24 protein-coding genes are annotated in these 25583 nt (G+C 71.5%); 6 read left to right on the forward strand and 18 right to left on the reverse strand.

Features of this window, described 5'->3' with window-relative positions; genetic code table 11:
• Nucleotides 1-51: 51 nt before the first annotated feature.
• Nucleotides 52-1497 (reverse strand): aminotransferase-like domain-containing protein, encoded by a 1446-nt coding sequence (locus tag AC5P1C_RS19785; RefSeq protein WP_493867189.1) that lies wholly within the window; start codon nt 1495-1497, stop codon nt 52-54.
• On the opposite strand from AC5P1C_RS19785, the gene AC5P1C_RS19790 reads away from it, so the two are divergent.
• Entirely contained in the window at nt 1496-2458 is a 963-nt protein-coding gene (locus AC5P1C_RS19790) for a DMT family transporter (RefSeq protein ID WP_493867190.1), read from the forward strand. The genes AC5P1C_RS19785 and AC5P1C_RS19790 overlap by 2 nt on opposite strands.
• Before the next feature lie 92 nt (nt 2459-2550).
• A complete protein-coding gene (locus tag AC5P1C_RS19795) occupies nt 2551-2745 on the forward strand; it encodes a DUF1918 domain-containing protein (protein WP_493867191.1) in 195 nt (64 codons plus the stop codon).
• Between the two features lie 77 nt (nt 2746-2822).
• Here AC5P1C_RS19795 and AC5P1C_RS19800 read toward each other — a convergent pair whose 3' ends face one another.
• The gene (locus tag AC5P1C_RS19800; RefSeq protein ID WP_493867192.1) at nt 2823-4055 is read right to left on the reverse strand and encodes a glycoside hydrolase family 10-like protein; all 1233 of its coding nucleotides are present in this window, start codon (nt 4053-4055) and stop codon (nt 2823-2825) included.
• 178 nt (nt 4056-4233) lie between these two features.
• Here AC5P1C_RS19800 and AC5P1C_RS19805 point away from each other — a divergent pair, with 178 nt between their 5' ends.
• Nucleotides 4234-5094 (forward strand): 3-hydroxybutyryl-CoA dehydrogenase, encoded by an 861-nt coding sequence (locus AC5P1C_RS19805; RefSeq protein ID WP_493867193.1) that lies wholly within the window; start codon nt 4234-4236, stop codon nt 5092-5094.
• 215 nt (nt 5095-5309) lie between these two features.
• Nucleotides 5310-5567, forward strand: coding sequence for a hypothetical protein (locus tag AC5P1C_RS19810; RefSeq protein ID WP_361056987.1), 258 nt, complete (start codon nt 5310-5312; stop codon nt 5565-5567).
• Here the strand turns inward: AC5P1C_RS19810 and AC5P1C_RS19815 are convergent.
• From AC5P1C_RS19815 to infC, 10 genes are all read right to left on the reverse strand, one after another.
• Nucleotides 5564-6106 (reverse strand): NUDIX hydrolase, encoded by a 543-nt coding sequence (locus tag AC5P1C_RS19815; RefSeq protein ID WP_493867194.1) that lies wholly within the window; start codon nt 6104-6106, stop codon nt 5564-5566. The genes AC5P1C_RS19810 and AC5P1C_RS19815 overlap by 4 nt on opposite strands.
• Before the next feature lie 124 nt (nt 6107-6230).
• Nucleotides 6231-7580, reverse strand: a complete 1350-nt coding sequence (locus tag AC5P1C_RS19820) for an NsdA family TPR-like regulatory protein (RefSeq protein WP_493867195.1) — start codon at nt 7578-7580, stop codon at nt 6231-6233.
• A gap of 267 nt (nt 7581-7847) precedes the next feature.
• Nucleotides 7848-9044, reverse strand: a complete 1197-nt coding sequence (locus AC5P1C_RS19825; protein ID WP_493867196.1) for a PP2C family protein-serine/threonine phosphatase — start codon at nt 9042-9044, stop codon at nt 7848-7850.
• A 212-nt stretch (nt 9045-9256) separates the two neighbouring features.
• Complete coding sequence (pheT, locus tag AC5P1C_RS19830; protein ID WP_493867197.1) at nt 9257-11767, reverse strand: phenylalanine--tRNA ligase subunit beta; 2511 nt, start codon at nt 11765-11767, stop codon at nt 9257-9259.
• Entirely contained in the window at nt 11767-12894 is a 1128-nt protein-coding gene (gene pheS, locus AC5P1C_RS19835; RefSeq protein ID WP_493867198.1) for a phenylalanine--tRNA ligase subunit alpha, read from the reverse strand. Before pheS ends, pheT begins: the two co-directional genes overlap by 1 nt.
• Nucleotides 12895-13061: 167 nt before the next feature.
• A complete protein-coding gene (locus tag AC5P1C_RS19840) occupies nt 13062-14204 on the reverse strand; it encodes a sensor histidine kinase (RefSeq protein ID WP_493867199.1) in 1143 nt (380 codons plus the stop codon).
• Nucleotides 14205-14259: 55 nt separating this feature from the next.
• Entirely contained in the window at nt 14260-15105 is an 846-nt protein-coding gene (locus tag AC5P1C_RS19845) for a TrmH family RNA methyltransferase (protein WP_493867200.1), read from the reverse strand.
• Nucleotides 15106-15308: 203 nt separating this feature from the next.
• Complete coding sequence (gene rplT, locus AC5P1C_RS19850; protein ID WP_003970214.1) at nt 15309-15692, reverse strand: 50S ribosomal protein L20; 384 nt, start codon at nt 15690-15692, stop codon at nt 15309-15311.
• Between the two features lie 94 nt (nt 15693-15786).
• Nucleotides 15787-15981 (reverse strand): 50S ribosomal protein L35, encoded by a 195-nt coding sequence (gene rpmI, locus AC5P1C_RS19855; RefSeq protein WP_135330421.1) that lies wholly within the window; start codon nt 15979-15981, stop codon nt 15787-15789.
• A gap of 119 nt (nt 15982-16100) precedes the next feature.
• Nucleotides 16101-16856 (reverse strand): translation initiation factor IF-3, encoded by a 756-nt coding sequence (infC, locus tag AC5P1C_RS19860; RefSeq protein WP_493867201.1) that lies wholly within the window; start codon nt 16854-16856, stop codon nt 16101-16103.
• Between the two features lie 310 nt (nt 16857-17166).
• On the opposite strand from infC, the gene AC5P1C_RS19865 reads away from it, so the two are divergent.
• Nucleotides 17167-17544 carry a DUF1844 domain-containing protein gene (locus tag AC5P1C_RS19865; RefSeq protein WP_493867202.1) on the forward strand — a complete coding sequence of 126 codons (378 nt, stop codon included), beginning with the start codon at nt 17167-17169 and terminating at the stop codon, nt 17542-17544.
• 21 nt (nt 17545-17565) lie between these two features.
• On the opposite strand, the gene AC5P1C_RS19870 is transcribed toward AC5P1C_RS19865, so the two are convergent.
• From AC5P1C_RS19870 to AC5P1C_RS19880, 3 genes are read right to left on the reverse strand one after another with little or no spacing between them, the layout of a single operon-like run.
• Nucleotides 17566-18297 (reverse strand): SseB family protein, encoded by a 732-nt coding sequence (locus AC5P1C_RS19870; protein WP_493867203.1) that lies wholly within the window; start codon nt 18295-18297, stop codon nt 17566-17568.
• A 31-nt stretch (nt 18298-18328) separates the two neighbouring features.
• Nucleotides 18329-19498, reverse strand: a complete 1170-nt coding sequence (gene mycP, locus AC5P1C_RS19875; protein WP_493867204.1) for a type VII secretion-associated serine protease mycosin — start codon at nt 19496-19498, stop codon at nt 18329-18331.
• Entirely contained in the window at nt 19495-21090 is a 1596-nt protein-coding gene (locus AC5P1C_RS19880; protein WP_493867205.1) for a hypothetical protein, read from the reverse strand. The genes mycP and AC5P1C_RS19880 overlap by 4 nt, the downstream gene beginning before the upstream one ends.
• A 138-nt stretch (nt 21091-21228) precedes the next feature.
• On the opposite strand from AC5P1C_RS19880, the gene AC5P1C_RS19885 reads away from it, so the two are divergent.
• Nucleotides 21229-22431, forward strand: coding sequence for an amino acid deaminase/aldolase (locus AC5P1C_RS19885; RefSeq protein WP_493867206.1), 1203 nt, complete (start codon nt 21229-21231; stop codon nt 22429-22431).
• 15 nt (nt 22432-22446) lie between these two features.
• Here the strand turns inward: AC5P1C_RS19885 and AC5P1C_RS19890 are convergent, their stop codons facing one another.
• The 3 genes from AC5P1C_RS19890 to AC5P1C_RS19900 are packed head-to-tail and all read right to left on the reverse strand — an operon-like array spanning nt 22447 to nt 25580.
• Nucleotides 22447-23409: a DUF2510 domain-containing protein gene (locus AC5P1C_RS19890; protein ID WP_493867207.1), complete on the reverse strand. Its 963-nt coding sequence runs from the start codon at nt 23407-23409 to the stop codon at nt 22447-22449.
• A 28-nt stretch (nt 23410-23437) separates the two neighbouring features.
• A complete protein-coding gene (locus AC5P1C_RS19895) occupies nt 23438-24739 on the reverse strand; it encodes an HAD family hydrolase (RefSeq protein ID WP_493867208.1) in 1302 nt (433 codons plus the stop codon).
• 58 nt (nt 24740-24797) lie between these two features.
• Entirely contained in the window at nt 24798-25580 is a 783-nt protein-coding gene (locus AC5P1C_RS19900) for a 3-oxoacyl-ACP reductase (RefSeq protein WP_493867209.1), read from the reverse strand.
• Nucleotides 25581-25583 lie beyond the last annotated feature (3 nt).

Below are 25583 nucleotides of genomic sequence, written 5' to 3' on the forward strand. Positions count from 1 at the left end.
CCCGAAGCACCGTCGAGTAGATTTCACCTGGTGGGACAGGCGGCCAGGGCCTCAGCCCGACGCCCCCCACACCTCGTCGCACGCCCGGCGCAGCCTGCGTACCCCCTCGCCGATCTCCCCCGGCCCCGCGACCGCCGCGAAGCTCAAGCGCAGGTACGCCGCCGTGGGTTCGGCCGCGAAGTACGCACGGCCGGGGGCCACCGCGACGCCCGCGCGCTGCGCGGCGCTCACCAGCTCCGCCTCGTTCGCGCCGTCGGGCAGGCGCAGCCACAGGAGGTAGCCGCCCGCGGGGATGTGCGGCAGGGCGAGTTCGGGCAGGTCAAGGCGTAGGGCCGCCACCATCGCGTCCCTGCGGTCCTTCAACTCGCCCGCGACCTGGTGGAGATGGCGCGGCCAGGCCGGGGACCCGACCAGTTCGAGCGCCGCCTCCTGGAGCGGTCGCGGCACGAAGAAGTGGTCGACGACCTGGATCGCGCGCAGCCGTTCGAGGACCGGCCCACGCGCGGCGAGGGCGCTCACCCGGAAGCTCGGCGACGTGGCCTTGGTGAGCGAGCAGACGTGCACGACGACCCCGTCGGGGTCGTCGGACTGCAACGGCCTGGGCAGCGGTCCCGCGTCCTCGTGGACGAGGCGGCGCACGAAGTCGTCCTCGATGACGAAGGCTCCGGCCTCGCGCGCGATGCGCAGCACCTCCGGGCGCCGCTCGGCGGAGAGCACCGCCCCCGTCGGGTTCTGGAACAGCGGCTGGCAGACGAAGACCCGCGCCCCCGTGGCCTTGAACGCCGCGGCGAGCAGCTGGGGGCGTACGCCGTCCACGTCCACCGGCACCGGGACCGGCCGCAGCCCCGCGGCACGGGCGATCGCCAGCATGCCGGGATACGTCGGCGACTCGACCAGGACGGGCGCGCCGGGCGGGGCGAGCGCCCGCAGCGCCGTGGTGAGCGCGCTCTGGCCGCCCGCGGTGATCAGCACCTCGGCGGCGGTGATCGCGCCGCCGATGCCCCGCGCGAACCACTCCCGCAGCTCGGGAAGCCCGTCGATCGGCGGCCTCCCCCACGCTCCCGGCCGCCGCCCGGCCCGCGCGAGGGCCGCCGCCATCGCGCGCTCGGGCTGCAGCGAGGGGTGCAGATAGCCGCCGTTGAACTCGATGACGCCGGGCGACGGTGCGGCGAGCGTGACCAGGACCCCGGAGGCGTCCACCGCACGCGGCACCAGCTCCGTGGCCGCGTCGGCGCTCAGCGACACCTCCTGCCACGAGGTGTCCCCCGCCGGCGCGGCGGCGGCCTGCGGCTCGGCGCGGAAGACACCGGCGCCGGGCCGCGAGACGACCAGGCCCTCGGCGGCCAGCTGCCCCAGGGCCCGCGACACGGTCACCGGGCTCACCCTGAACCGGTCGACCAGCGCCCGACTTGACGGCAGCTTTCCACCCGGTGAGTAGCGGTCCAACTCGCTCCGCAACTGTTTTGCCAACTCAGCGACACTGCTACCCTCATGCATGACAGCACAGGATAGCGCTACTCGCCCGAGTCGGATAGCAGTCACCACCGCCACGGGCACCCGGGAAGCCCCGGCCGAACCGGTCGGCGCCCCCCGACACAGCTCCCGCCGCAGCGGCACCGTCATGGCCGCGCTCGGCGTCACGGCCTTCTCTCTCACCTTCCCCTCCACCGCCTGGGGCCTCGAAGGCTTCGGCCCCTGGTCGTTCGTGGCCCTGCGCTGTGCTCTGAGCGCGGTCATCGCGGGCGGCGCGCTGCTCGCCCTGCGCATCCCGCTGCCCGCCCGCCGCCACTGGGCCGGGCTCGCGGTCGTCGCCGCCGGAGTCGTCATCGGCTTCCCGCTGCTCACCACGCTCGCCCTGCAGACGTCCACCACCGCCCACGCGGCCGTGGTCGTCGGCCTGCTCCCGCTGACGACCGCCGTGTTCTCGGCGTTGCGCACCGGAGCGCGACCCTCGCGGACGTTCTGGGCGGCGGCCCTCGCGGGCGCCGCAGCGGTGATCGCGTTCACCGTGCAGCAGAGCGGCGGCGCCCTGTCGACCGCCGACCTCTACCTCTTCGCCTCGCTCCTCATCTGCGCGGCCGGCTACACCGAGGGCGGCCGTCTCGCCCGCGAGATGCCGGGCTGGCAGGTCATCGGCTGGGCGCTGGTCCTGTGCCTGCCGCTCTCCGTGGCCGGGGCGGCCGTCGCCCTCCAGCACGAGTCCTTCCAGCTCACCGGGCACAGCACGGCCGGGCTGCTCTACGCGGCCATCGGCTCGCAGTTCCTCGGCCTGGTCGTCTGGTACCGCGGCATGGCGGCGATCGGCGTGCCCAAGGCCAGCCAGCTCCAGCTCGCGCAGCCGCTGCTCACGCTCGTCTGGTCGGTGTTCCTGCTCGGCGAGCACCTCACGATCGCCGCGCCGCTGACCGCTGCGGCCGTCCTCGTGTGCATCGCGGTCACTCAACGGGCTCGCGGCTAGACGGCGTCCGCCAGGGCCCAAGGTCAGGCCACCGGACGTAGACTGACGGCCACGGAAAGCAACCGCAGGGTGGGACGAGGAGGTCGCTCCAGATGCGTGCAACCGTAGGCGACAAGCTGGTGGTCCACGGCAGGGTCGTCGGGCAGCACGACCGGATCGCGGAGGTCGTCGAGGTGCTGGGCACGGACGGCGGACCGCCGTACCGCGTCCGCCTCGAGGACGGCCACGAGACGGTCATGTCGCCGGGCCCCGACACCGTCGTACGGCACGAGGACCCGGCTCAGTAGCTCCCGGCCGGACACGAGCAGCCGGGAGACGAGCCGCCCGGAGACAAGCAGCCGGGAGAAGCAGCTGGGAGACAAGATCAGCGGGGTGGCCTGGCCCGCTCCTGGTAGTGGTCGGCGACCACGCGCGCCATCGCGCCGATCTTGTCCACGCCCACTTCCTTCGCCGAGAAGTACACGTGCCCGCGCGCCTGTGGGAACCCCTTGGCGTACGTGAGGTGGCGGGACAGTTCGGCGGGATCCTGCCATGCGGCGGGCTGCGCGGGGTCGCCCGCCTTGTAGAGGGCCTCGCCCACGTACAGGGACACGCCCGTGCCCTCGACGGCATCGGCCCACCAGGGCAGCAGCTTGCCGTAGTCCGCGACGGTGAAGCCGATGTTCCAATAGAGCTGCGGGCAGATGTAGTCGAGCCAGCCCTTCCTGACCCAGCCGCGCGTGTCGGCGTACAGGTCGTCGTAGGTCTCCACGCCTGCTTGAGTGTCCGAACCGAGCGGATCCGTCGAGGCGTTGCGCCAGACCCCGAAGGGGCTGATCCCGAACTGGGCGTGCCTCCGCACCTTCTTCACGCGCGCCGCCATCTCGCGCACGAGACGGTCGATGTTGTCGCGCCGCCAGGCGGCCCGGTCGGGGAAGCCGCCGCCGTAGCGCGCGAAGGCGTCGTCGTCGTCGAAGACCTGCCCGGCGACCGGGTACGGGTAGAAGTAGTCGTCCCAGTGCACCGCGTCGATGGCGTAGTGGCGCAGGGCGTCGAGCATCGCGTCCTGGACGAAGCGCCGCACCTCGGGCAGGCCGGGGTTGTAGTAGAGCTTCCCGCCGTACGGCACGACCCAGTCGGGGTGCAGCCGCGCGGGGTGCGTCGGGACGAGGCGCGAGGGGTCCGTGTGGTTGGCGATCCGGAAGGGGTTGAACCAGGCGTGCAGTTCGAGGCCCCTGCTGTGTGCCTCGGCCACGGCGGTGCCCAGCGGGTCCCAGCCGGGGTGCTTGCCCTGTACGCCGGTGAGGCACTCCGCCCACGGCTCGTACGGAGAAGGCCACAACGCGTCGGCAGTGGGCCGCACTTGGAAGACCACGGCGTTCAGCCTGCGCCGTACGGCCGTGTCGAGGTGGCCGATCAGCTCGGCGCGCTGCTGGTCCGCCGTGAGTCCGGGCTTCGACGGCCAGTCGCGGTTGGCGACGGTCGCGAGCCACATGCCCCGCAGTTCACGTCGCGGGCGGGCCCGCTCGGGCACGGCCGCCGCGTCCCCCGCCGCTGTGAGCCCCGCCACCATCGCGGCCGCCGCAATCGTGAACCCTCGGCGTGACATACGCCTCATCCGCTCGCCCCCTGGGCCTGGAATTCCGCCGGAACCGCAGTTTGTAGGGGACAGCATGCCCGACCCGGCACGGCACGCACCTGATGTTCCGGAGTAACGTTCGCCGCTGGGGCAGACCGAACCCGTACGGGGGGCTGCCCGCCCGTTGATCAGCGAAAGGCACGAGGTGACCGACTCTATGCCCGACATCGCACGCGTCGGAGTAGTGGGCTGTGGCCAGATGGGCGCCGGGATCGCGGAGGTCTGCGCCCGCTCCGGACTCGACGTGAAGGTCGCGGAGACGACCGGCGAGGCCCTGGAGATCGGCCGCACCCGGCTCTACAACTCCCTCTCCAAGGCCGCCGAACGCGGCAAGATCTCGGACGAGGAGCGAGACGAGACGCTCGCCCGTCTCAGCTTCACGACCGACCTCGGGGAGTTCTCCGACCGCGACCTCGTGATCGAGGCGGTCGTCGAGAACGAGGCGGTCAAGACCGAGATCTTCCAGGTGCTCGACCAGGTGGTGACCCGGCAGGACGCGATCCTCGCCTCCAACACCTCGTCCATCCCGCTGGTGAAGCTGGCCGTCGCGACGTCCCGCCCGGACGCGGTCATCGGCATCCACTTCTTCAACCCGGCCCCGGTGCAGCAGCTCGTCGAGCTGATCCCCGCGCTCACGACGTCCGAGGGGACCATCAGCCGCGCGCAGACCATGGTCGAGAAGGTCCTCGGCAAGCACGCGATCCGTGCCCAGGACCGCTCGGGCTTCGTGGTCAACGCGCTGCTCATCCCGTATCTCCTCTCCGCCATCCGGATGTTCGAGTCGGGCATCGCGAGCCGCGAGGACATCGACAACGGCATGGAGATGGGCTGCGCCCACCCGATGGGCCCGCTCAAGCTCGCCGACCTGATCGGCCTCGACACCGTCGCCTCGGTGGCGGACAGCATGTACGCCGAGTACAAGGAGCCGCTGTACGCCGCTCCCCCGCTGCTCCAGCGGATGGTGGACGCGGGCAGGCTCGGCCGGAAGTCCGGCTCGGGCTTCTACCCGTACGCCTGACGTACCCACGCCCGGTTGCGCCGCACACCGGCACCCGGGACCTTCGCACCACACGCGGGCCCGGCACTCGATCGAGTGCCGGGCCCGCGCCGTTCACACACCGTGTGCGCCTCGGGCTCGCATATGCCCTTCGCACACTCTCCCGCCTTGGCCACCAGGCGAGTTGACTTTCCGTGCGCATCAGGGGGATGGACAGCTACAGAAAGGAACGCAACGTGACCGCCGACCCCGAATCTCGCGTGGTCCCGGAAGAACTCGCCGAGTTACGCCGCAGCTTGGACGTGGGTCTCGCCCGCGTCGACGGACAGCTGGCGTTGCTCACCCAACATGACGAACAGAGCGTCAAGAGCCAGGACGAGCTGACCGTGAGGATCACAGCACTCGAGCACACACGCTGGCCGCTGCCCGCCCTTCTCGCCCTCACGGCGGTCGGTGCGCTCGCCGTGGCAGTCTGGCAGGCCATCGGCCGTTAGTGCGCGTCCTGGCCGAGACGCAGGTGGTGCAGGAGCAGGAGTGCGGCCGCCATGTTGGCGGCCGGTACTTCACCGCGGGCCACCATGTCAGGGACGAGTTTGAGCGGGACCCATTCACGGCGGTCGGACTCGAAGTCGTCCTCGGGATGACCGATGTAGGTGCACTCATCCGACCAGTAGATGTGGTGCTTGGCGTCGGTGAGCCCATTGGACGGCTCGACACTCATCAGGTGTCGTAACGGGCCCGGCCGCCAACCGGTCTCCTCCTCCATTTCCCGGGCAGCCGCGTACGCGAGGTCCTCGCCGTCCTCGACGACGCCCGCCGCCAGTTCCCAGCCCCAGCTGTCGGTGATGAAACGGTGCCGCCACAGGAGCAGCACCTCGTTGGCCTCATTGACCACCGTGGCCACGGCGACGGGCCGCAGCCGTATCAGGAAGTGGTCGAGGTGCCGGCCGTCGGGCAGTTCGACATCTGCCAGATTGACCGTGAACCATCGGTTTCCATACACAGTGTGTTCGCTTTGTTTCGTCCACTGCACGGTTCTGCCACCTTCCGCCGAGTAGATGGCAATATCGCAGCAGGAGGGTGTTCAGAGCAGCGTGTGGACGACGCCGGAGTTCAGTGCTCGCCGTGTGTCGTCGGTGTCGTACGCGCGGTGCGCATCACAGGGGTACGCGCAGTGCCCCGTCGATGAGTTCGGCCGCCTCGGCCGTGCCCGCGCAGTCGCTGCGGACCAGATGTTCCCGCACGGCGCGCAGCCGGTCACGCAGCCGTTGGGACTCCATCCCCCGTGCCTGTTGTGCCATTTCCACCGCCGTGGCCACGGCCTCGTCGGTGTTCCCCTGGCGCAGTTCGATCTGGCTGAGCATGGCGAGCCGATGGACCCGGCCCCGGTCGTGTGCCGGCGTGTCCACCGCCGCCGCCGCGTGCTCGTACGCTCCCGTGAGGTCGCCGAGGCTGAGCAGCGCCTCCGCCACTTGTACGTTGACGAGTCCCGGCTGGACATAGCCGGTCTCGTCCGGCTCGCGCCCACGCCGGATGCGGTCAGCCGCGGCCTCGGCACGCCGGATGCAGGACAGCGCGCTGCTGCCGTCGCCCAGGTGTGCGTACGACTTGGCCTGCATGGCGTAGAGGTCGGATGCGAGTGCCGGGGTGAGATCGCGCCCCGCGGCGCGCAGCGCGGCCTCCGCGAAGGCCACCGCCTGGCGGTACTCGCGCATGAACAGCGACTGGTTGACCAGGAGCGCGATGACGTAGCCGCCAAGTCCCCTGTCCCCGCTGGCCTTTGCCAGACGCAGGGCCTGGTGGAAGTAGCGCTGGGCCAGGCCGTGGGCGTCCGAGTCGTAGGCGCAGATGCCCGCGATGGCCACCAAGCCCCCGGTGGATCTGTGCAGTTGGCGGCCCGTCTCGTCCGTGTAGCTGCCGCGCAGCAGGGGGGCGGCCTCGGCGTTGAGGAAGCCGACGATGCGGGTGCGGGTCGCGATCCCGCCGGTCTTGCGGTACATCTGCTCGTAGTGGGCGCGGGCCGCGCGCATCATGTCGATGTCGGCCGTGCTGACTTGATGGCGTCCGCCGCGCGAGACGTCCACGTCCTCGGGCGGGTTCTCCCACTCCCAGACCGGCATCACCGCGGGCGTTCCGGTGACGGCGGGGGCGCCGAGGAGATGCGGGCGCTGCTGTTCGTCGGAGCGCCACAGCGCGGTGGCTCTCTCCACGAAGCCGGACAGCGTCGAGGCCATGGAGCCGACGCCCGGGGCCGGCAGGCCCGGCACCCCGAGGCCGATGTCGTCGAGGGTGACGGTGCGCTGGAGGCGCCCCGCGAGGACCTCGCAGATCAGGTCGGGCACCTGGCCGCGGGGGCGCTGGCCCTTCAACCACCGGGAGACGGCGGTGTGTTCGTAGCGCAGGGCGAGGCCGCGCCTCTTCCCTGCCTGATTGACGTGGGCGGCAAGGCCCGCGTGAGAGATTCCCGCCTCGTCGAGGATCGCGTCGAGCAGGGTATTGGGCTGCATGGAGGCCCTCCGGTGGCTCGGTGTGGTCAGCGTAGTAGAGGTGGCTTCACACGGGGTGTGAACGGAACGCCCGAATCCGGGGGGTGTGCGCTCTGCCGTCGCCACTCCCGTCACGCTTGACTGAGGTTCCTCACAAGGAGGCCGGCCGGGCCGTCGGCTCCCCCTCGAATAGTGCGGCGGCCCTCACTGGCGCCGTCCGCCCCGCTGTCTGCCCGACACTCCAAGGCGGGGCCGGGCGGCGCATGGCCGGCAGGAACCGACGGTGCGTCACGTCATGGTGCTTTGCCGACGCACCGTCTCCTCCTGCCGCAGGGACACACGTCGGCGATCGTTGCGCAGGACCAGCAGCGCGGCGTCGTCGGTGGGCGACCGACCGGCGTGGCGCAGCAGTTGGGCGTACACCGAGCGGATCACTGTCTGGGGCGCGACCGGCGGGACCCGCACCGCTTCGGCGAGCGCCGCCCGGAGCGGAAAAAACCGTCCGGCCGCGTCCCGCGCGTCCTCCATGCCGTCCGTGTACAGCACGAGCGCCTCCCCGGGAAGGAGTGATCCGCAGTGCAGGACGGGCAGTTCGGCCGGGAGCGGGAAGGGGCCGAGCGGCGGCAGCGGCTCCCCACCGCTGACCGGCTCGGCGTGCCCGCTCAGGCGGTACGGCCAGGGATGACCGCAGTTGAGCGCGGTCATCCCGCCGTCCGCGCCGATCTCCATCAGGAGTACGGTGACGAACTCCTCGGCCGGCGGGCTTTCCGGCACCGCACCGCCGTTCGCCGGATGCTCGGCCCGCGAACGCTCCCGCAGATGACGCCCCAGGGCGCGCTCCAACTTCCGCATCACGACCGGCAGTTCCGGCTCTTCGTGCGCCGCGACGCGGAAGCTGCCGAGCACCGCCGCGGCCGTACCGATGGCGGCGAGTCCATGCCCGCGCACATCGCCCATGACCACGCGGACGCCGTGATCGGTGGCCGCCACCTCGTACAGATCGCCGCCCACACTGGCGCCGCGGGAGGCGGAGATCCGCCCGGCCGCGACCGCCAAGCCGTCGACGCGTGGCGGCAGCGGGCGCAGCAGGACGTCCTGCACGGCGCCCGCGACCTCGCGGAGCTGGCGCAACTCCCTCAGCAGTGTGCCGCGGACATGCAATATCAGGCCGGTGCCGACCGCGAAGAAGACCGCACTGGTGGCGATCCGCACCCCGAGGCCGTCCTGATGGGCGAGCGGGCAGACGAATTTGTACGTGATGGCGGCCGCGCCCCACACCGTGGGAAGGCCGAGCGTGAGAACGCGCCGGAGCCGCGGCGGATCCAGACGGGGCACCCTCGTCCCGGCGGCCCTCGCCAAGCCCCTCGTCAGGCCCTTCGCCCGGCCCTTCGCCCGGCCCTTCGCCCGGCCCTTCGCCCGGAGCCTGGCCCGGCTCCTCGCCCGGAGCAGCACCCCGCGGGGAGCTCCAGCCTTGATACGGATCATGCCGATGGCCCCCCTAAGGCCCTGTTCAGCGTGAGGTCCGCGCAGACCTACAGATCACGGCCCCTGCGGCCGGACTGATTCTGTCGACCGCCTGAGCCGATCGGACTAGAGAGGGCTTACTTGCCACTCAAACGAGTGAAGGGCGTACCCGGAGGTCCGGATACGCCCTTCTTTGCGCCTCTTGTGCGCCTGGCGGCGGCTACTGGCGGTGACTACGCTCCGCGCAGCACCGCGCCGGTCCGCTCGGCCGCCAGGGCGACGGCCGCGTCACGGGCCGCGGAGGCCTCGTCGACGGTCAGCGTGCGGTCGGCGGCGCGGAAGCGCAGCGCGTACGCGAGCGACTTCTTGCCGGCGCCGATCTGCTCGCCGGTGAAGACGTCGAACAGGCGGATGGACTCCAGGAGTTCACCCGCGCCCTCGCGAAGCACCTTCTCGACGTCGACGGCGGGGACTCCCCCGTCGACGACGAGCGCGACGTCCTGCGTGGCGACCGGGAAGGTGGAGATCTTCGGCCCCTGCGGGACACCGGCGCTCGCGTCCTCCAGACGGTCCAGGTCGAGCTCCATCGCGCAGGTGCGCGCGGGCAGACCCAGCGCCTTGACGACGCGCGGATGCAACTCGCCCGCATGCCCGATGACCTGCTCCGTACCGTCGATCACGACGGCGAGCTCGGCGCACCGGCCCGGGTGCCAGGGACCGTACTGGCCCTGGCGCACGAGCAGTTCGGTGCCCGACTCGGCGGCCAGGGCGCGCGCGGCCTGGACCGCGTCGGCCCACTCGGACGGACGGCCCTTGCCCCACCAGCCGGCCTGCTCGCGGGCGCCCGCGAGGACGACGGCGGCGTGCCGGGGCTGGACGGGGAGGGCCTCGGTCAGCGAGGCGATCTCCTCGTCCGTGGGACGGCGGTCGACGGGCAGACGCACCGCGACCCGGGCTTCGTCACGGGGCTCGAAGACCAGGCCCGTCTCGAAGAGCGCCAGGTCGTGGCTGCCGCGGCCTTCGTTGCGGCGCAGCGCGCCGAGCAGCCCCGGCAGCAGCGTCGTACGAAGAGCGGGCTCCTCGTCGGAGAGCGGGTTGACCAGCTTCACGACCCGGCGCTTGGGGTCGCCCGGCTCCAGGCCCAGCTGGTCGAAGACCTGCTCGCCGATGAACGGGTAGTTCGGCGCCTCGACGAATCCGCTTCCGGCGAGCGCACGGCCGATGCGGCGGTGCAGCCGCTGCCGGTCGGTCAGGCCGCGGCCCGCGGGGGGCTTGGGCAGCGTCGACGGGAGGTTCTCGTACCCCTCGAGACGGATGACCTCTTCGGCGAGGTCATTCGGCTCGGCGAGGTCGGGGCGCCAGGACGGGACGGTGACGGTCAGGGCGTCCTGGCCGTACACGTCACAGCCGACTTCCTGGAGGCGGCGGACGACGGTCTCGCGGCCGTACTCCACTCCGGCGACCTTGTCCGGGTGATCGGCGGGCATGGCGATCGTGTGGGGCGCGGAGGGCGCGATGACCTCGGTGACCCCGGCCTCGGCGGTGCCGCCCGCGAGCAGCACCAGGAGATCCACCGTGCGCTGCGCGGCGGCGGACGCGGCCAGCGGGTCGACGCCGCGCTCGAAGCGCTTGGCCGCCTCGGAGGGCAGCTTGTGGCGCCGGGCCGTGCGGGCGATGGAGATCGCGTCGAAGTGCGCGGCCTCGATGACGACGTCCGTCGTACCGGCCGCCTCTTCGTGGTCCGCGATCTCGGTGTTGGCGCCGCCCATGACGCCCGCGATGCCGATCGGGCCGCGGTCGTCGGTGATGACCAGGTCCTCGGCGTCGAGGACGCGCTTGGCGCCGTCGAGCGTCGTGAACTTCTCGCCCTGCTCGGCACGGCGCACGCCGATCGTGCCCTCGATGCGGGAGCGGTCGTACGCGTGCAGGGGCTGGCCGAGCTCCAGCATCACGTAGTTCGTGATGTCGACGGCGAGCGAGATCGGGCGCATGCCCGCCTTCTGCAGGCGGCGCTGCAGCCAGATCGGCGAGCGGGAATCGGGCCGCAGGCCGGTGACCGTGCGCGCGGTGAAGCGGTCGCAGCCCATCGGGTCGGAGATCTTGACCGGGTAGCCGGAGGCGTTCGGCGCGGGCACGTCGAGGAGCGCCGGGTCGCGCAGCGGCAGGCCGTACGCGATGGCGGTCTCACGGGCGACGCCGCGCATCGAGAGCGCGTAGCCGCGGTCGGGCGTGACGGCGATGTCCAGGACCTCGTCGACCAGTTCGAGCAGCTTGATCGCGTCGGAGCCGACCTCGTGCTCGGGCGGAAGGACGATGATGCCGCCGCTTCCGTCGTCGCCCATGCCCAGCTCGTCGCCGGAGCAGATCATGCCGTGCGAGGTCTTGCCGTACGTCTTGCGCGCGGCGATCTTGAAGTCGCCGGGCAGGACGGCGCCCGGGAGCACCACGACGACCTTGTCGCCGACGGCGAAGTTCCGTGCGCCGCAGACGATCTCCTGCGGCTCGCCCGTGCCGTTGGCGGAGCCGACGTCGACGGTGCAGAAGCGGATGGGCTTCTTGAACTCCGTCAGCTCCTCGATGGTGAGCACCTTGCCGACGACCAGCGGCCCGGTGAGGCCGGCGCCGACCTGCTCGACGGTCTCGACCTCGAGGCCGACGTCGACGAGCTTGGCCTGTACGTCACGGCCGGTCTCGGTGGCGGGGAGATCGACGTACTCCCGCAGCCAGGAAAGCGGGACCCGCATCAGATCTCCATCCCGAAGGGCCGGGTGAACCGGACGTCACCCTCGACCATGTCTCGCATGTCTTCGACGTTGTGGCGGAACATCAGCATCCGTTCGATGCCGAACCCGAAGGCGAATCCGCTGTACTTCTGGGGGTCGACGCCGCAGGCGGTGAGCACCTTCGGGTTGACCATGCCGCAGCCGCCCAGCTCGATCCAGCCCTCGCTGCCGCAGGTGCGGCAGGGGCGGTCGGGGTTGCCCACGGACTCGCCACGGCAGACGTAGCAGACCATGTCCATCTCGGCGGACGGCTCGGTGAACGGGAAGTAGTTCGGGCGCAGGCGGGTCTTCATGTCCGCGCCGAAGAGCGACTGGACCATGTGGTCCAGGGTGCCCTTGAGGTCGGCCATGGTCAGGCCCTCGTCCACGGCGAGCAGCTCGATCTGGTGGAAGACCGGGGTGTGCGTCGCGTCCAGCTCATCCGTGCGGTACACACGGCCGGGGCAGACGATGTAGACGGGCGGCTCGCGGTCGAGCATCGCGCGGGCCTGCACCGGCGAGGTGTGCGTGCGCAGCACGACACCGGACTCGTCGCCCTCAGTGCCCTTGGGGCCCTGGACGAAGAAGGTGTCCTGCATCTGCCGGGCCGGGTGGTCCGGGGTGAAGTTCAGGGCGTCGAAGTTGAACCACTCCGCCTCGACCTCGGGGCCCTCCGCGATCTCGTAGCCCATGGCGACGAAGACGTCCGCGACGCGCTCCATGAACGTGGTCAGCGGGTGCCGGGCACCGGCCTGGGCGCGGTCGTACGGCAGCGTGACGTCCACTGCCTCCTCGACGAGCACCCGGGCGTCGCGCTCGGCCTCGAGCTCGGTCTGGCGGGCGGCGAGCGCCTTGCTGACCGCGCCGCGCGCCATGCCGACGCGCTTGCCGGCCTCGGCCTTGGCCTGCGGGGGCAGCGCGCCGATCTCGCGGTTGGCGAGGGCCAGCGGCGAGGTGCCGCCGGTGTGCGCGACCTTGGCCTCCTGGAGCTGTTCGAGGTCGCCCGCGGCGGCGAAGGCGGCGAGCGCCTCGTCCCGCATGCGCTCGATCTCTTCAGGTTTCAGTGCCTCGACCTCAACAGGGTCGTACGACTTGTTCGGTGCCGACATCTCTTCCCGTGCTTCCGGTTGGCTGGTGATGGTCCCCGTCTACGACTCGGAGACGAATCGTCCACATAGGGGGACGCAAACGTGCCAAGGATCGAGTCTAACGGGGGTGGCGCAGGTGAATGAGCCCGCGGGCGGTGCTGGGGCGGATCAGAGGTGATCGGTGAGGATCAGAGGAGATACGCCGGGGTGCCCACGGGCAACGTAAATCGGAACTGGGCGCCGCCGCCGGGCGCGCGGCCGACGGTGATCGTCCCGCCGTGCGCCTCCACGATGCCCTTCACGATGTACAAGCCGAGTCCCGTCCCGCCGCGCTTGCTGCCCCGCCAGAAGCGGGTGAAGACACGGCCCATCGATTCCTCCGGAATGCCGGTTCCCTCGTCGCTCACGGTCACGGCCGTCTCGGCCCCGCCACACTCGCGCGGTGACGACGAAGGCGCCACGTCGATGGTGACGGTTCCTTCGCCGTGCCGCACCGCATTTTCCAGCAGATTGCTGAGTACCTGGTCGATCTTGTCGGGGTCGGCCCAGCAGTCGGGCAGCGGCTGCTGTATCCGTACGAGGAAGCGGTCCGCGTCCTGGCCGGACGCGACGTGGGCCTGGACGTGGCGGCCGACGGCGGCACCGATGTCGACGGGCTGACGGCGCAGTTCGAGGCGTCCCGAGTCGATGCGAGAGATGTCGAGGAGTTCGGCGATGAGCCGCGTGACGCGGTTGGCGTCGGCGTCCACCGTCTCCAGCATCAGCTTCTTCTGGTCGTCGGTGAAGCGCTCCCACTTGGCGAGCAGCGTCGCCGTGAAGCCCTTCACGGAGGTGAGGGGCGAGCGGAGCTCGTGGGCGACGGTGGCGATCAGCTCGGCGTGGCTGCGCTCCGTGCGGCGGCGGGCCTCGGTGTCGCGGATGCAGACGACGACGCGGCGTACGGGGCCGGTGGGCGCGGTGCGCACATAGCGCGCGGAGACGAGGACCTCACGCCCGCCGGGGAGCAGCAGATTGCGCTCGGGCTGGGCGAAGCGGGTGGCAAGGCCGCCGTACGGATCGGTCAGCTGCCACCAGCGACGGCCTTCGAGGTCCTCTAAAGGGAGGGCACGCTCCAGCGGCGCTCCCAGGGCGTCGGCGGCGCTCACCGCGGTGATGCGCTCGGCCGCGGTGTTGAAACAGATGACGTGACCCGTCTCGTCCGCGACGACGAGGCCGTCGGGCAGGTCGTCCGGGTCGAGACCGAGCCCGCCGAGGTCACCGAGGGCGCCATGGTCCGCGCGAGTACACAGGACGTCCCGTACTCCCGGTGATCTGCTCGTGCCGATGCTCATTCCCCGTACCCCACCTCTCGGATCGGCGCAGGAGGCCTCCGAGCCCGTCACCCTACTAGCTGGGAGTGACGGAACGGCACCCTCCAGCCGCACGCTGTGCACGGGCGGACGCATAGAGGCACACGGCCGCCGCCGTCGCGAGGTTGAGGCTTTCGGCTCTGCCGTGGATCGGAACACGCACCACGGCGTCGGCGAGTGCGCGGGTCTCCTCCGGCAGCCCCCAGGCCTCGTTGCCGAAGACCCAGGCGGAAGGGGTGCCCATGGTGCCCTTGTCGAGCTCGTCGTCGAGGTCGTCCTCGCCCGCCCCGTCGGCGGCCAGGATCCGCACACCCGCGTCCTTGAGCCCCTGGACGGCCCGCTCGACGGGTACGCCGACGGCGACGGGCAGGTGGAACAGCGAACCGACCGACGCGCGCACGCACTTGGGGTTGTAGAGATCCACGGATGCGTCCGTCAGGACGACCGCGTCGGCTCCCGCGGCGTCGGCGCACCGCAGCACGGTGCCGGCGTTCCCGGGGTCACGGACGTGTGCGAGGACGGCGACCAGCTTGGGCCTCTCGGCGAGGATGCGGTCGAAGGGGGTGTCGATGAACCGGCAGACACCGACGAGCCCCTGCGGCGTGACGGTCGTCGAGATGTCGGCGATGACGTCCTCGTCGGCGAGGTGCACCCGGGCCCCCGCGGCACGGGCTTCCCCCACGATGTCGGCGTGCCGCTCGGCGGCGTCGAGGGTGGCGAACAACTCGACGAGGGTGTCCGCATACGCGGCGGCCTCCCGCACGGCCTGCGGCCCCTCGGCGAGAAACAGCTGCTCCTTCCCCCGGAAGTTCCGCTTGGCCAACCGCCGGGCGGCGCTGACGCGGGGAGACTTGGGGGAGATCAACTCGGGGCTGGCGGGCATCAAGTCACTTTCGTGAAGCGGGGGCGCCCCGTAAGGGGCGCGGGGCTGTCTCTATTTGCGGCTCCGCCGCGTGGGCGCGACCAGCCGAGACGGACCCGCGGACGGCAGCGGTCAGGCGTCGGCAGACGAGTGGCCGAACAACGTCGGACCCGTAAGCCGGGCGGCTTACGGGTCCGAACGTCACGCTGAATGAGCGGGGGGCGTCAGGCCGCCTTGGGGGCGTTGACGTCCGACGGCAGAGCCTTCTGCGCGACCTCGACGAGCGCGGCGAACGCGTTCGCGTCGTTGACGGCCAGCTCGGCGAGGATCTTGCGGTCCACCTCGATGTTGGCGGCCTTCAGACCCTGGATGAGGCGGTTGTACGTCATGCCGTTCTGGCGGGCAGCGGCGTTGATGCGCTGGATCCACAGCTGACGGAAGTCGCCCTTGCGCTTCTTGCGGTCGTTGTAGTTGTAGACCAGGGAGTGGGTGACCTGCTCCTTGGCCTTGCGGTACAGGCGCGAGCGCTGGCCGCGGTAGCCGCTGGCCGCTTCGAGGATCGCCCGACGCTTCTTGTGGGCGTTGACTGCCCGCTTGACGCGTGCCACTTGTTAACTCCTTGTAGCGGGGCCGTGGTTGGACTCACACGACCCGGTATCGATTGGGTCCCGGTCAGAGTTCAGGCGCGGTGTGCGCCCGGACTCACTTGCCGAGAAGCTTCTTGATCTTCTTGGCGTCGCCCGGGGCCATCTCGGCGTTGCCGCTGAGGCGACGCGTCAGACGGGACGACTTGTGCTCGAGCAGGTGGCGCTTGCCGGCGCGCTCACGGAGCACCTTGCCGGAGCCGGTGATCTTGAAGCGCTTGCTGGCACCGCTGTGCGTCTTGTTCTTCGGCATAGCGCCGTTCTCTCCTCGTCATTGGCACTCCCTGCCGTTTCGGTTCCTGCGAACCGGTGGCAGGGAGCGTCAGATCTATCGGTTGTCATCCAGGGCGCGCGTGGGAGGCGCGTCCTGGATCAGGCCTCTGCAGGCTCCTCGGCGGGCGCCTCGACCTCGGCGGCAGCCTCCGCAGGAGCCTCGGGCTCCTCCGCGACGGAGTTCTGCGAGCGGCCCGGGTTGGCCTTCGCGTCCGCCTTGCGGACCGCCTGGGCCTCGCGGGCCTCGGCCATGGCTTCGGTCTTCTTCTTGTGCGGACCGAGGACCATGATCATGTTTCGGCCGTCCTGCTTCGGGTTCGACTCGATGAACCCGAGGTCTTCGACGTCGTTCGCGAGACGCTGCAGCAGTCGGTAGCCGAGTTCCGGCCGGGACTGCTCGCGACCACGGAACATGATCGTGATCTTGACCTTGTCGCCCTGCTTGAGGAACCGGACGACGTGACCCTTCTTGGTGTCATAGTCGTGCGGGTCGATCTTCGGCCGGAGCTTCATCTCCTTGATGACCGTGTGCGCCTGATTCTTGCGCGCCTCACGGGCCTTCATGGCCGACTCGTACTTGAACTTCCCGTAGTCCATGAGCTTGCACACGGGCGGACGGGCGGTCGCCGCCACCTCGACCAGGTCGAGGTCGTACTCCTGTGCGAGCTCCAGGGCCTTGGCAAGCGGAACAATCCCGACCTGCTCGCCGCTGGGACCGACAAGTCGCACCTCGGGAACGCGAATCCGGTCGTTGATGCGGGGCTCGGCGCTGATGGATCCTCCTCGGTAGCACCACGCGGCGGTCTGGCGGACAGCCGCGTTACGTCTGTTGATCGACCAACCGAGTGAGTACATGAAAAATGCCCCAACCGATCACAGGAAGGGGCTCCATTACTACCGGAGCACCTCCGCGTTGATCGCGGGGCGCGTCTTCGGGCCTGCCGTAGTCTCGGGGACTGCGGCCGCCTGACCGGTGACCCGCCGCTCCGGAGAGCGACCAGGTGGGAAGCGGAGCCTCCACTTGTGGGCCGGGTCTCTGCGTGGCACGCGAGTATCCGGCCGGTCGTTACACAAGGTTAGCAGCTCCACGGGGGTGCGGCTAATCAGCGTCGCCGACGTACTCCCGCGGCTCGGTCCGGGTGGGGCTCCGCTTATCGTGTGGGACATGAGCGACGCGACCCCCACCCCCGAGTCCACCCCCGGTGACTCCCCCGATTTCGACACCCTCACCCGTGACATCGCGGACGTCCCCGCGGTCGAGGTGATCACCACGGTCGCCGTCCACCTGATGAGCGCCGCGGCCGTGAACCTGGGCCTCGCCGAGGGCGGCGAAGGCCACAAGGACCTGGACGAGGCCCGCAAGCTGATCCACTCGCTCGCCGGTCTGATGGACGCGAGCGCCACGGAGATCTCCTCGTTCCACGCGGCCCCGCTGCGCGACGGCCTGAAGTCGCTGCAGCTGGCCTTCCGCGAGGCGTCCGAGGTGCCGGACGAGCCGGGTCAGGGTCCGGGCGAGAAGTACACGGGCCCGATCTTCGGCTGAGTTTTCACGTGCGTACGTGATTCACGGACGTACGTAGAAGGGCTCGCCCGGTGGCGTCGCCCCGGCCGGCAGCAGTGCCAGGTCGAGGCCGCGCACCAGGCGGGCCCTCAGTGTTTCGTCGGCCGCGATGTGCCCGGCGACGCGCTGGGCCGCTGCGGCGGGGTCCGCCGAAGGGTCGAGGACGAGCGCGAGGGTGCCGTCGGCGGTGCCCGCGCCGAGGTGGGCGCGCAGGACGGCGGGCTCGGCGGCGACCGCGGCGCGCACGGCGGCCGTGACGGCGGGGTCGGCGAGCGGGTCCCGGGTGTGGCGGCCTTCGGAGAGGGCGATCAGGGCTGACCGGTTGATCTCGTACGGGACGGGTCCCGCGAGGTCCAGCACGATCGTGTCGGCCTGCTCGTGGGCCGCGGCCTGGAGCGCCTGGTTCAGGGGGACGGCGACCGGCCGGGCCTCCGGGTCCCACAGGGCGAGCGCCTGGGTGGAGGTGAACGCGGGCAGTGCCTTGCGGTCACCCGCCTTGAGGGTCGGCACCGCCATGTCGCTGGACTTCTCGCGGCGCAGCCCGTTCTCGCCCTCCTCGACCTCGCCGAGCACGGCGACCACGGGGACGAGGAGCCGGGCGCCGGCGAGGGCCTCCAGGACGGGGCCGTGGGCCGTGCGGTCCTCGGCCCACGCGGTCAGGGCCGCGGTGAGCCGGGGGTCGGCGGAGCCGTCGTCGTCGGAGAAGCCGGGGTCCGGGATGTTCTTGTTCGCCACGGTCACGAGCCTATCGACCGCGGTCCTGCCGCTAGCGGGCGGTGCCGGGGCGTGTGCCACGCCTGCCGCGCCAGAGGTGGACCGCCGCTGCCAGGAGGGCAACACCAAGGCCGCCCGCGACCGGGCCGACCCAGCCTGCGGGGCCGTCGTCGCCCTGGTCCGCGTCCGGCCCCGGGCCGAAGTACTTCTTCCCGTACGCCGCCGAGCTCAGGTCCTGCGGCTTCTTCTTGCCGCCCTCGGTGATCGCGGCCGCCGGGTCGATGAACCCGAAGCCGTGTGAGTCGTCGCGGCCACCGCTGGGGACGTCGCGGGCGGTGTCCTCCAGGAGCTGCTTGATCTGGGCCGGGGTCAGGCCGGGGTGGGCGGCGCGGACGAGGGCCACGGCGCCCGAGACGAACGCCGACGCCGCGCTGGTGCCCCAGCCTTCGTAGTACTCGCGATCGGGGTCGGCGATGACGATCTTCTTGCCGGGGGCGCTGACGGTGGCGTACCAGCGGCGCGTCGAGAAGGAGGCGCGGTCGCCGTTCTGGTCGACGGCGGTGGCGGCGATGACGCCCGGATAGGCCGCCGGGTACGAGATGTGGTCGCCGCGCTCGCCGCCGTTGCCCGCCGACGCGACGACGACGGCACCCTTCTTCAGGGCGTACTGGACGGCGGCATCCTCTGCGGGTTCGGGGTGGGCGGACTTGGAGTCGTCGCCCAGGGAGAGGTTGATGACGTCGGCGCCGTGGTCGGTGGCCCAGCGGATGCCGTCGGCCAGCGCGTTGCCCCGGGTGTTGCGGGCCTTCGAGCGGTCCGGGTCGCCGTCCTCCAGGATCACGCGGATCGGCAGGATCTTCGCCTCCGGCGCGATGCCGATCACGCCGTCCCCGCGGCCCGCGCCGTGTCCGTGGCCCGCGATGATGCCCGCCATCGCGGTCCCGTGCCGGGCCCAGGGGCGGTCGCCCTTCTTCGCGCCGAAGCCGACCATGTCCTTGCCTTCGAGGACGCTGCCGGTCAGGTCCGGATGGTCGCGGTCTATGCCGGTGTCCAGGACGGCGACGGTCACGCCCTTGCCCTTGGTGGTCTGCCAGGCCTGGCTGGTGTGCATGGCGTCGAGGGCCCACTGCTGGGCGCGTATGCCGTCGTCGGCGTGCGCGGTCGCGGGCAGGAGGGCGAGGGACACGGCAAGGGCGGCTGCCCCCAACTGACGGATTCTCATGAGGACTTCTCCGTGGCCGCGATGGTCATGCGCAGCCGCCGCTCGACACGGTCGGCGATGCCCTTCGCCTCGTTGCCGAGGCCTGCCTGGGCGGGGGCGCTGGTGGCGGAGGTCTTCATGGCCTCGTCGGCGGGTTCGGGTTCGGTGATCGCGCGGCCGTCGGCGAAGCCGGAGACGGAGAAGGCGACGACAGGCGCGTCCGGGAGCACGGACACGGTCCAGGAGGCGCGCTGGGCGTCGCCGAAGTCCGCGGCCGGGGTGCCCTTGGCGGCGTAGGGCCGTGGCATCAGGTCGGGGCGGCGGTCGAGGCCCTCCTCCGTGAAACGCGTGCGCAGGGAGCCCATCGCCTCGGCGTCGGCCTTCGTGAACAGCAGGCCCACGGTGGTGACATGGCTGCGGGTCGCGTCCGTGTACGTGGCGCGCAGCAGCCGGAGGCAGCCCGCCGGGGCGAGGGCCTTGCGCAGGAGCGGGTCGAAGGCGTTCTCGCAGGTGCTGTCGGGGGCGACGGCGACCCGGGTCCAGGTGCGGTCGGCGCCGCCGGGACCCGCGCCCTCTCCCTTGATGGTGACCGGGAAGAGCTGGTCGACGGGCACGCTGTGCCAGAGCTCGCCCGCCACGGCGTACGCGCTGCGCGTGGCGCCCGGCCCTTCGGAGCCGCCGGTCAGCCAACTCCCGGTGGCCGCGCCCCCGATGAGCCCGAGCCCGAGCACGACACAGGCAGCGGCGGCGGTCACGCGGGGCTGCGCCCAGGTGCGGACGGGCCGCAGCCGCGTGGTGCTGTCGTCGTAGAGCGCGGGCCGCGCGAACGACACGAAGGGCCGGCCGGCCCCGGGCCCGGGTGTCAGGTCGACGGCGCCAACCGCGCGGCGGGCCGCGGTCGTTCGGGGCGAGGAGCTGGGTGGCGTCGGCGGTGGGGGCGTCGCCGTGGACCTGGGCGTGCGGGCGTACGCGTGGGCGGGCGGGGCCTCGGGGGCAGCGGCTGGGGGCGGCACGTCGGGCACGGATATGCCCGATGTCCCTTCCCGCTCCGGACCCGACGGCGGCAGCGGAGGCATCGGGGGACGCAGGGGATAGCCCGAGGTGCGCTGCTGCTCGTCCTCCGCGTGCGGGACGTCGGCGTACGGATCGACGTGCGGCGGGGCAGGGGGGAGCGGTGGGGCAGGGTCGGCGGTGTGCGCGCGGGTCCGTGTCATCGCTGACGGCGGCGGCGCATCGGGGAAGCGGGCCGACGCGGGCGGCGGGGGCGGAGACTGCGGTGCCTCATCGGCGCCGTGCTCCGGCTCGGCAGGATCGCCCGCGCGGTCCATGTCAGCCGCGTCGGCCACGTCAGCCGCCTCGTCCGGCGACGCCGAGGGCCGTGGCATCCGCACCCGGTCGAAGGGCGCGAGCAGATCCCCGAGGACGGAGTCCTGATCGGCGTCCGCGGACGCCGGGTCCTGATCCGACGGCGGCACCGGTTCCACCGAGGGCGGACCCAGGTCGGGGAAGCGGGCCGACGGAACGGGAGGCGGCAGCGAGGAGGGCGGGCCCGGCGGTGGGGGTGGAGTCGTGGGACGTGGCGGGACGGGAGCCCGACGCGCTTCCGTGCTCATGCACCCCCCGTTTCCTCACTCTTCTGCGCGTAACTCTAAGGGCAGATTCCGGTCGTGCGGGAACCAGTCCGCACCCCCGGGCGATCTGCCCGGATCATCCCCCTACCCTCGGGTAATCACGTCTGGCAGGCTTCGGCCATGACGTCCCGTGCAGCAGACCGGGCCCGCTACGACCGGGCCACAGCACACCTCGACGCCCCCGTCGCGATCGTCGATCTGGAGGCGTTCGACGCCAATGCCGACGACCTCGTGCGCCGGGCCGGCGGGAAGCCGATCCGCCTCGCGAGCAAGTCCGTGCGCTGCCGGGCCCTGCTCGAACGCGTCCTGGCCCGCGAGGGCTTCGCCGGGATCATGTCCTTCACGCTCGCGGAGTCCCTGTGGCTCGCGCGGTCCGGGTTCGACGACGTACTGCTCGCCTACCCCTCGGCCGACCGCGCCGCCTTCGCCGAGCTCACCGCCGACCCGAAGCTCGCGTCCTCGGTGACCGTGATGGTCGACGACCCCGCGCAGCTGCGGCTCATCGACGAGGCCAGGGGCGGCGGGCGCGAAGAGGTGCGGGTCTGCCTGGAGTTGGACACCTCCTTCAAGCCCCTCGGGGGCCGGGTGCGGATCGGGGCGCTGCGCTCGCCCCTGCACTCCCCCGTCCAGGTCGCCGCGCTCGCCCGCGCCGTGGCCCGGCGGCCGGGATTCCGGCTCGTGGGCGTGATGGCGTACGAAGGGCATGTGGCGGGGGTGGGTGACGCGGTCGCCGGTCATCCCGCGCGCTCGCGGGCGATCCGGCTGATGCAGGCCGCCGCCCGCAAGGAGCTCGCGGTGCGGCGGGCCGAGACCATCCGCGCTGTACGGGCGGTCGCGCCGGACCTGGAGTTCGTCAACGGCGGCGGCACCGGCAGCGTGCAGCACACGGCGGCCGAGCGGGCGGTGACGGAGATCGCCGCCGGGTCGGGCCTGTACGTACCGCGCCTCTTCGACAACTACACGTCGTTCAGCGGGCGCCCTGCCGCGCTCTTCGCCCAGCCAGTCGTGCGCCGCCCCGGCCCCGGCACCGTGACGGTGCTCGGCGGCGGCTACCCCGCTTCGGGTGCCGCGGGCCCCGACCGCTCCCCCGTGCCGTACCTCCCGGAGGGTCTGCGCTACGACCCGCAGGAGGGTGCGGGCGAGGTGCAGACACCGCTGCTCGGCGCGCCCGCCGACGACCTGTCGATCGGCGACAAGGTGTGGTTCCGGCACGCCAAGGCCGGGGAGATGTGCGAGCGGTTCGACGCGCTGCGTCTGGTCGAGGGCGACCGGGTGACGGCCACTGTCCCGACGTATCGCGGAGAGGGCCACACGTTCCTCTGAAGGGGCGCGTGGCGGTCAGGGCGTCGCGCCCACGCTGCTGCCCACGCCGCCGCTCGTATCGCCGCCGCCGACCGGGAGGATGCCCTTGGTGATCTTGTCCATGTCGGAGAGGGGCGGTGCCTCGTCCCCGGCGTCGATGGCGAAGCGGACGATGACCAGCGCCTCGGAGCCGAGGCTGGAGGGGAAGGCGAGCGACTGGACGTATCCGCCGGAGCCCTTCTCCGTGTGGACGCGCCAGCGCACGAGGTAGCCGGAGCGGCCGGCGACCGCGACGGTTCCCTCCTTGACCTTCTCGTGGCTCGCGATGCCTCCGAAGGGCTCCATGCCGACCTTGTCCTCGTCGTAGGCCCGGTCCGCCGCCTCCTTGATGTCCCCCAACGCAAGCGCCTTCGGCGAGCGCTCGTCCGTCGCCGTCGCCGTGCGCGAGTAGACCGTGCCGTGGCGGCAGAGGCTGCCCTCGCCGGGGCAGTCGTAGACGTCCGGGGTGCGGACCGTCGGGTCGCCGCCGACCGTGCTGTCGGCCTTCTCCCAGCCGTCGGGGACGGGGATCGTGATGCCGTTGAGCTGGTCGACGAGGGTGGAGGGGTCGGGGTCAGGGGCCGATGTGGTGGGCGTCGGCGAGGTCGGTGAGGGGGTGTCGACCGGCTCCGATGTGGTCGGCGCGGCCGGGCCGCCCTGCGGATCGCCGTCGTCCTTGCCCAGGAGCACCACACCGGTGACGATCGACGCGACGAGGACGACCCCTGCGGTGGCCAGCGCGACCACCTTGGCCCGGCCGCCTCCGGATCCTCCCGGAAGCGGCCGGGTCTGAGGCTGCGCCTGTGGCGGTCCGAATCCCGGCTGTACCTGGCCCAATTGGAGCGTTTCCGGCGTGCGCCGGTGCTCGGTCCAGGCGGACCCGTCCCACCAGCGCTCGACGGGCTGTGCCGGGGGCGCCGACGGGTCCGGGTACCAGCCGGGAGGGGGCGACATGCTCATCCCGGCACTCTAAGACGTGCCGAGAAGGTCAGAACACCGAGTCCACCTGATCCGGCACCACCGAGCCGTCCTCGCGCAGGACCGGGCCCTTGCTGCCGTCCGGTTCGTTGTACGCGGCCGTCGAGCACGGGTAGAGGTCCGGCTTCTGCTTCATGGGCTCGATGAACATGGGGTTCACGACCCAGCGGCCGTCGGCGTTGTCATAGCCGCGGCACATGACCTCGTTCTTGTTGCGGTTCAGGACGAGGTGCGCGCCCGTGGCGTCGCCGACGAACGTCACATCCGTGTCGGCGTCACCGCCGCCGAGGGCGATGCGGTGGGAGGGGTCCTGCTTCTCCCAGGCGGACTTGCCCTTGACGCCGTAGATCTCCTGGTTGATCCAGCAGCGCTTGCCGTCGATGTAGGGGATGGCCTCCCCCTTGTTCACGGGGACGTCGCCACAGCCCTGGTTCCAGGTGGTGATCCGGCCCTTGCGGTCGAGGACGGAGCGGATGGCGATCGTGTGCTTCCGGTCGATGCCCACGCCCTTCGACCACACCTCGGTCACCGGCTCCGAGCCCGCCGAGACGATGTAGACGTCGAACCCGGCCTTCTTGAGCGTGCGGATGAGGTCGCGCTGCTGGTCGTAATAGCGGGCGTAGCCGGGGATCTCGTGCGTGCCGACCTTCTGCGTCGCACCGATCGGCGCGGAGAGGACCTGCTTGCGGGCCTTCGCGGCGTACGACTCCAGTTCGGGCACGGTGTGCCCGGCGAAGAGCTGGGGCACCCAGGCGTACTGCGGGACGGTGTGCCGGTGGTCCCACTCGCCCGCGAAGGCGGCGGCGCCGCTCATCGTCTTCCCGTCCTCGCGGACCTCGAAGATCTCGTCGGCGCAGTCGGTGTCGGTGGAGGTGGGCAGCGGCCTGCCGACCGGCACCATCGTGCCGCAGGCCTTGGTGAGCGCCTCGTCGGCCTCGTCCGTCATCCACTTGCTGGTGGACTTCCAACTCGCGGGACGCAGGATCTTGTCGTGGTGGAGCGACCAGGCGATCGTCGCGTCGGTGATGTCGTTCTTGACGACGGTGTTGTCCCAGTCGAAGGCGGCCACGGGACGCTTCTGGTCGTGGCCGTGGCCCCGGTGGGAGCCGCAGCGTCCGCGTTCGTCGATCATCTGTTGTAGCCGGTCGCGGTTGTCGCTGTACCAGGTCAGCTTCTTGGACAGCTGCGGGCAATGGGCCTTCACAGCAGGTGAGTTCGCGGGCGTGGCGGCGGCCGCGGGGAGCGTCGCAGGCACGGCCGCCAGAGTGGCGGCCGTGGCCAGCGTCAACGCCAAGGCATGTCTGTTGCGCATGCGCATGGACCGTACATCAATCTCTGCGGCCCGGTCAGGCCCCGCGCCCGCCCTGCCGCTACATGGGTGTGACGTACGCACCCGCGATGCCGCCGTCGACCAGGAAGTCGGTGGCGTTGACGAACGAGGAGTCGTCGCTGGCCAGGAACGCCACGGCGGCGGCGAGTTCGTCGGCCTCGGCGAAGCGGCCCACGGGGATGTGCACGAGGCGGCGCGCGGCCCGCTCGGGGTCCTTGGCGAAGAGCTCCTGGAGGAGCGGGGTGTTCACCGGTCCCGGGCAGAGCGCGTTCACGCGGATGCCCTCGCGGGCGAACTGCACGCCCAGTTCGCGGGACATGGCGAGGACGCCGCCCTTGGAGGCCGTGTACGAGATCTGGGACGTCGCCGCGCCCATCCTCGCCACGAACGACGCGGTGTTGATGATCGAGCCCTTGCCCTGCCGCCGCATGTAGGGGATGGCGGCCTTGCAGCACAGGTAGACAGAGGTGAGGTTGACCTCCTGGACGCGCTTCCAGGCCTCAAGGCCGGTCTCCAGGATGGAGTCGTCGTCGGGCGGCGAGATGCCCGCGTTGTTGAAGGCGATGTCGACCGAGCCGTAGGTGTCGTACGCCGTCTTGAAGAGCGCCTCGACCTCCTCGGGGTCGGTGACGTCGACCTTGACGAAGGTCCCGTCGACCGCGTCGGCCGCGGCCTTGCCCGCGGTCTCGTCGATGTCGCCGCAGACGACGTGCGCGCCCTCGGAGGCGAGGCGGCGCGCGGTGGCGAGGCCGATGCCGCTGCCGGCACCGGTGATGACGGCGGTGCGGCCGACCAGGCGGCGACAGATGTTCGATTCGGTCATGGG

The sequence above is a fragment of the Streptomyces sp. A18 genome (assembly GCF_059026065.1).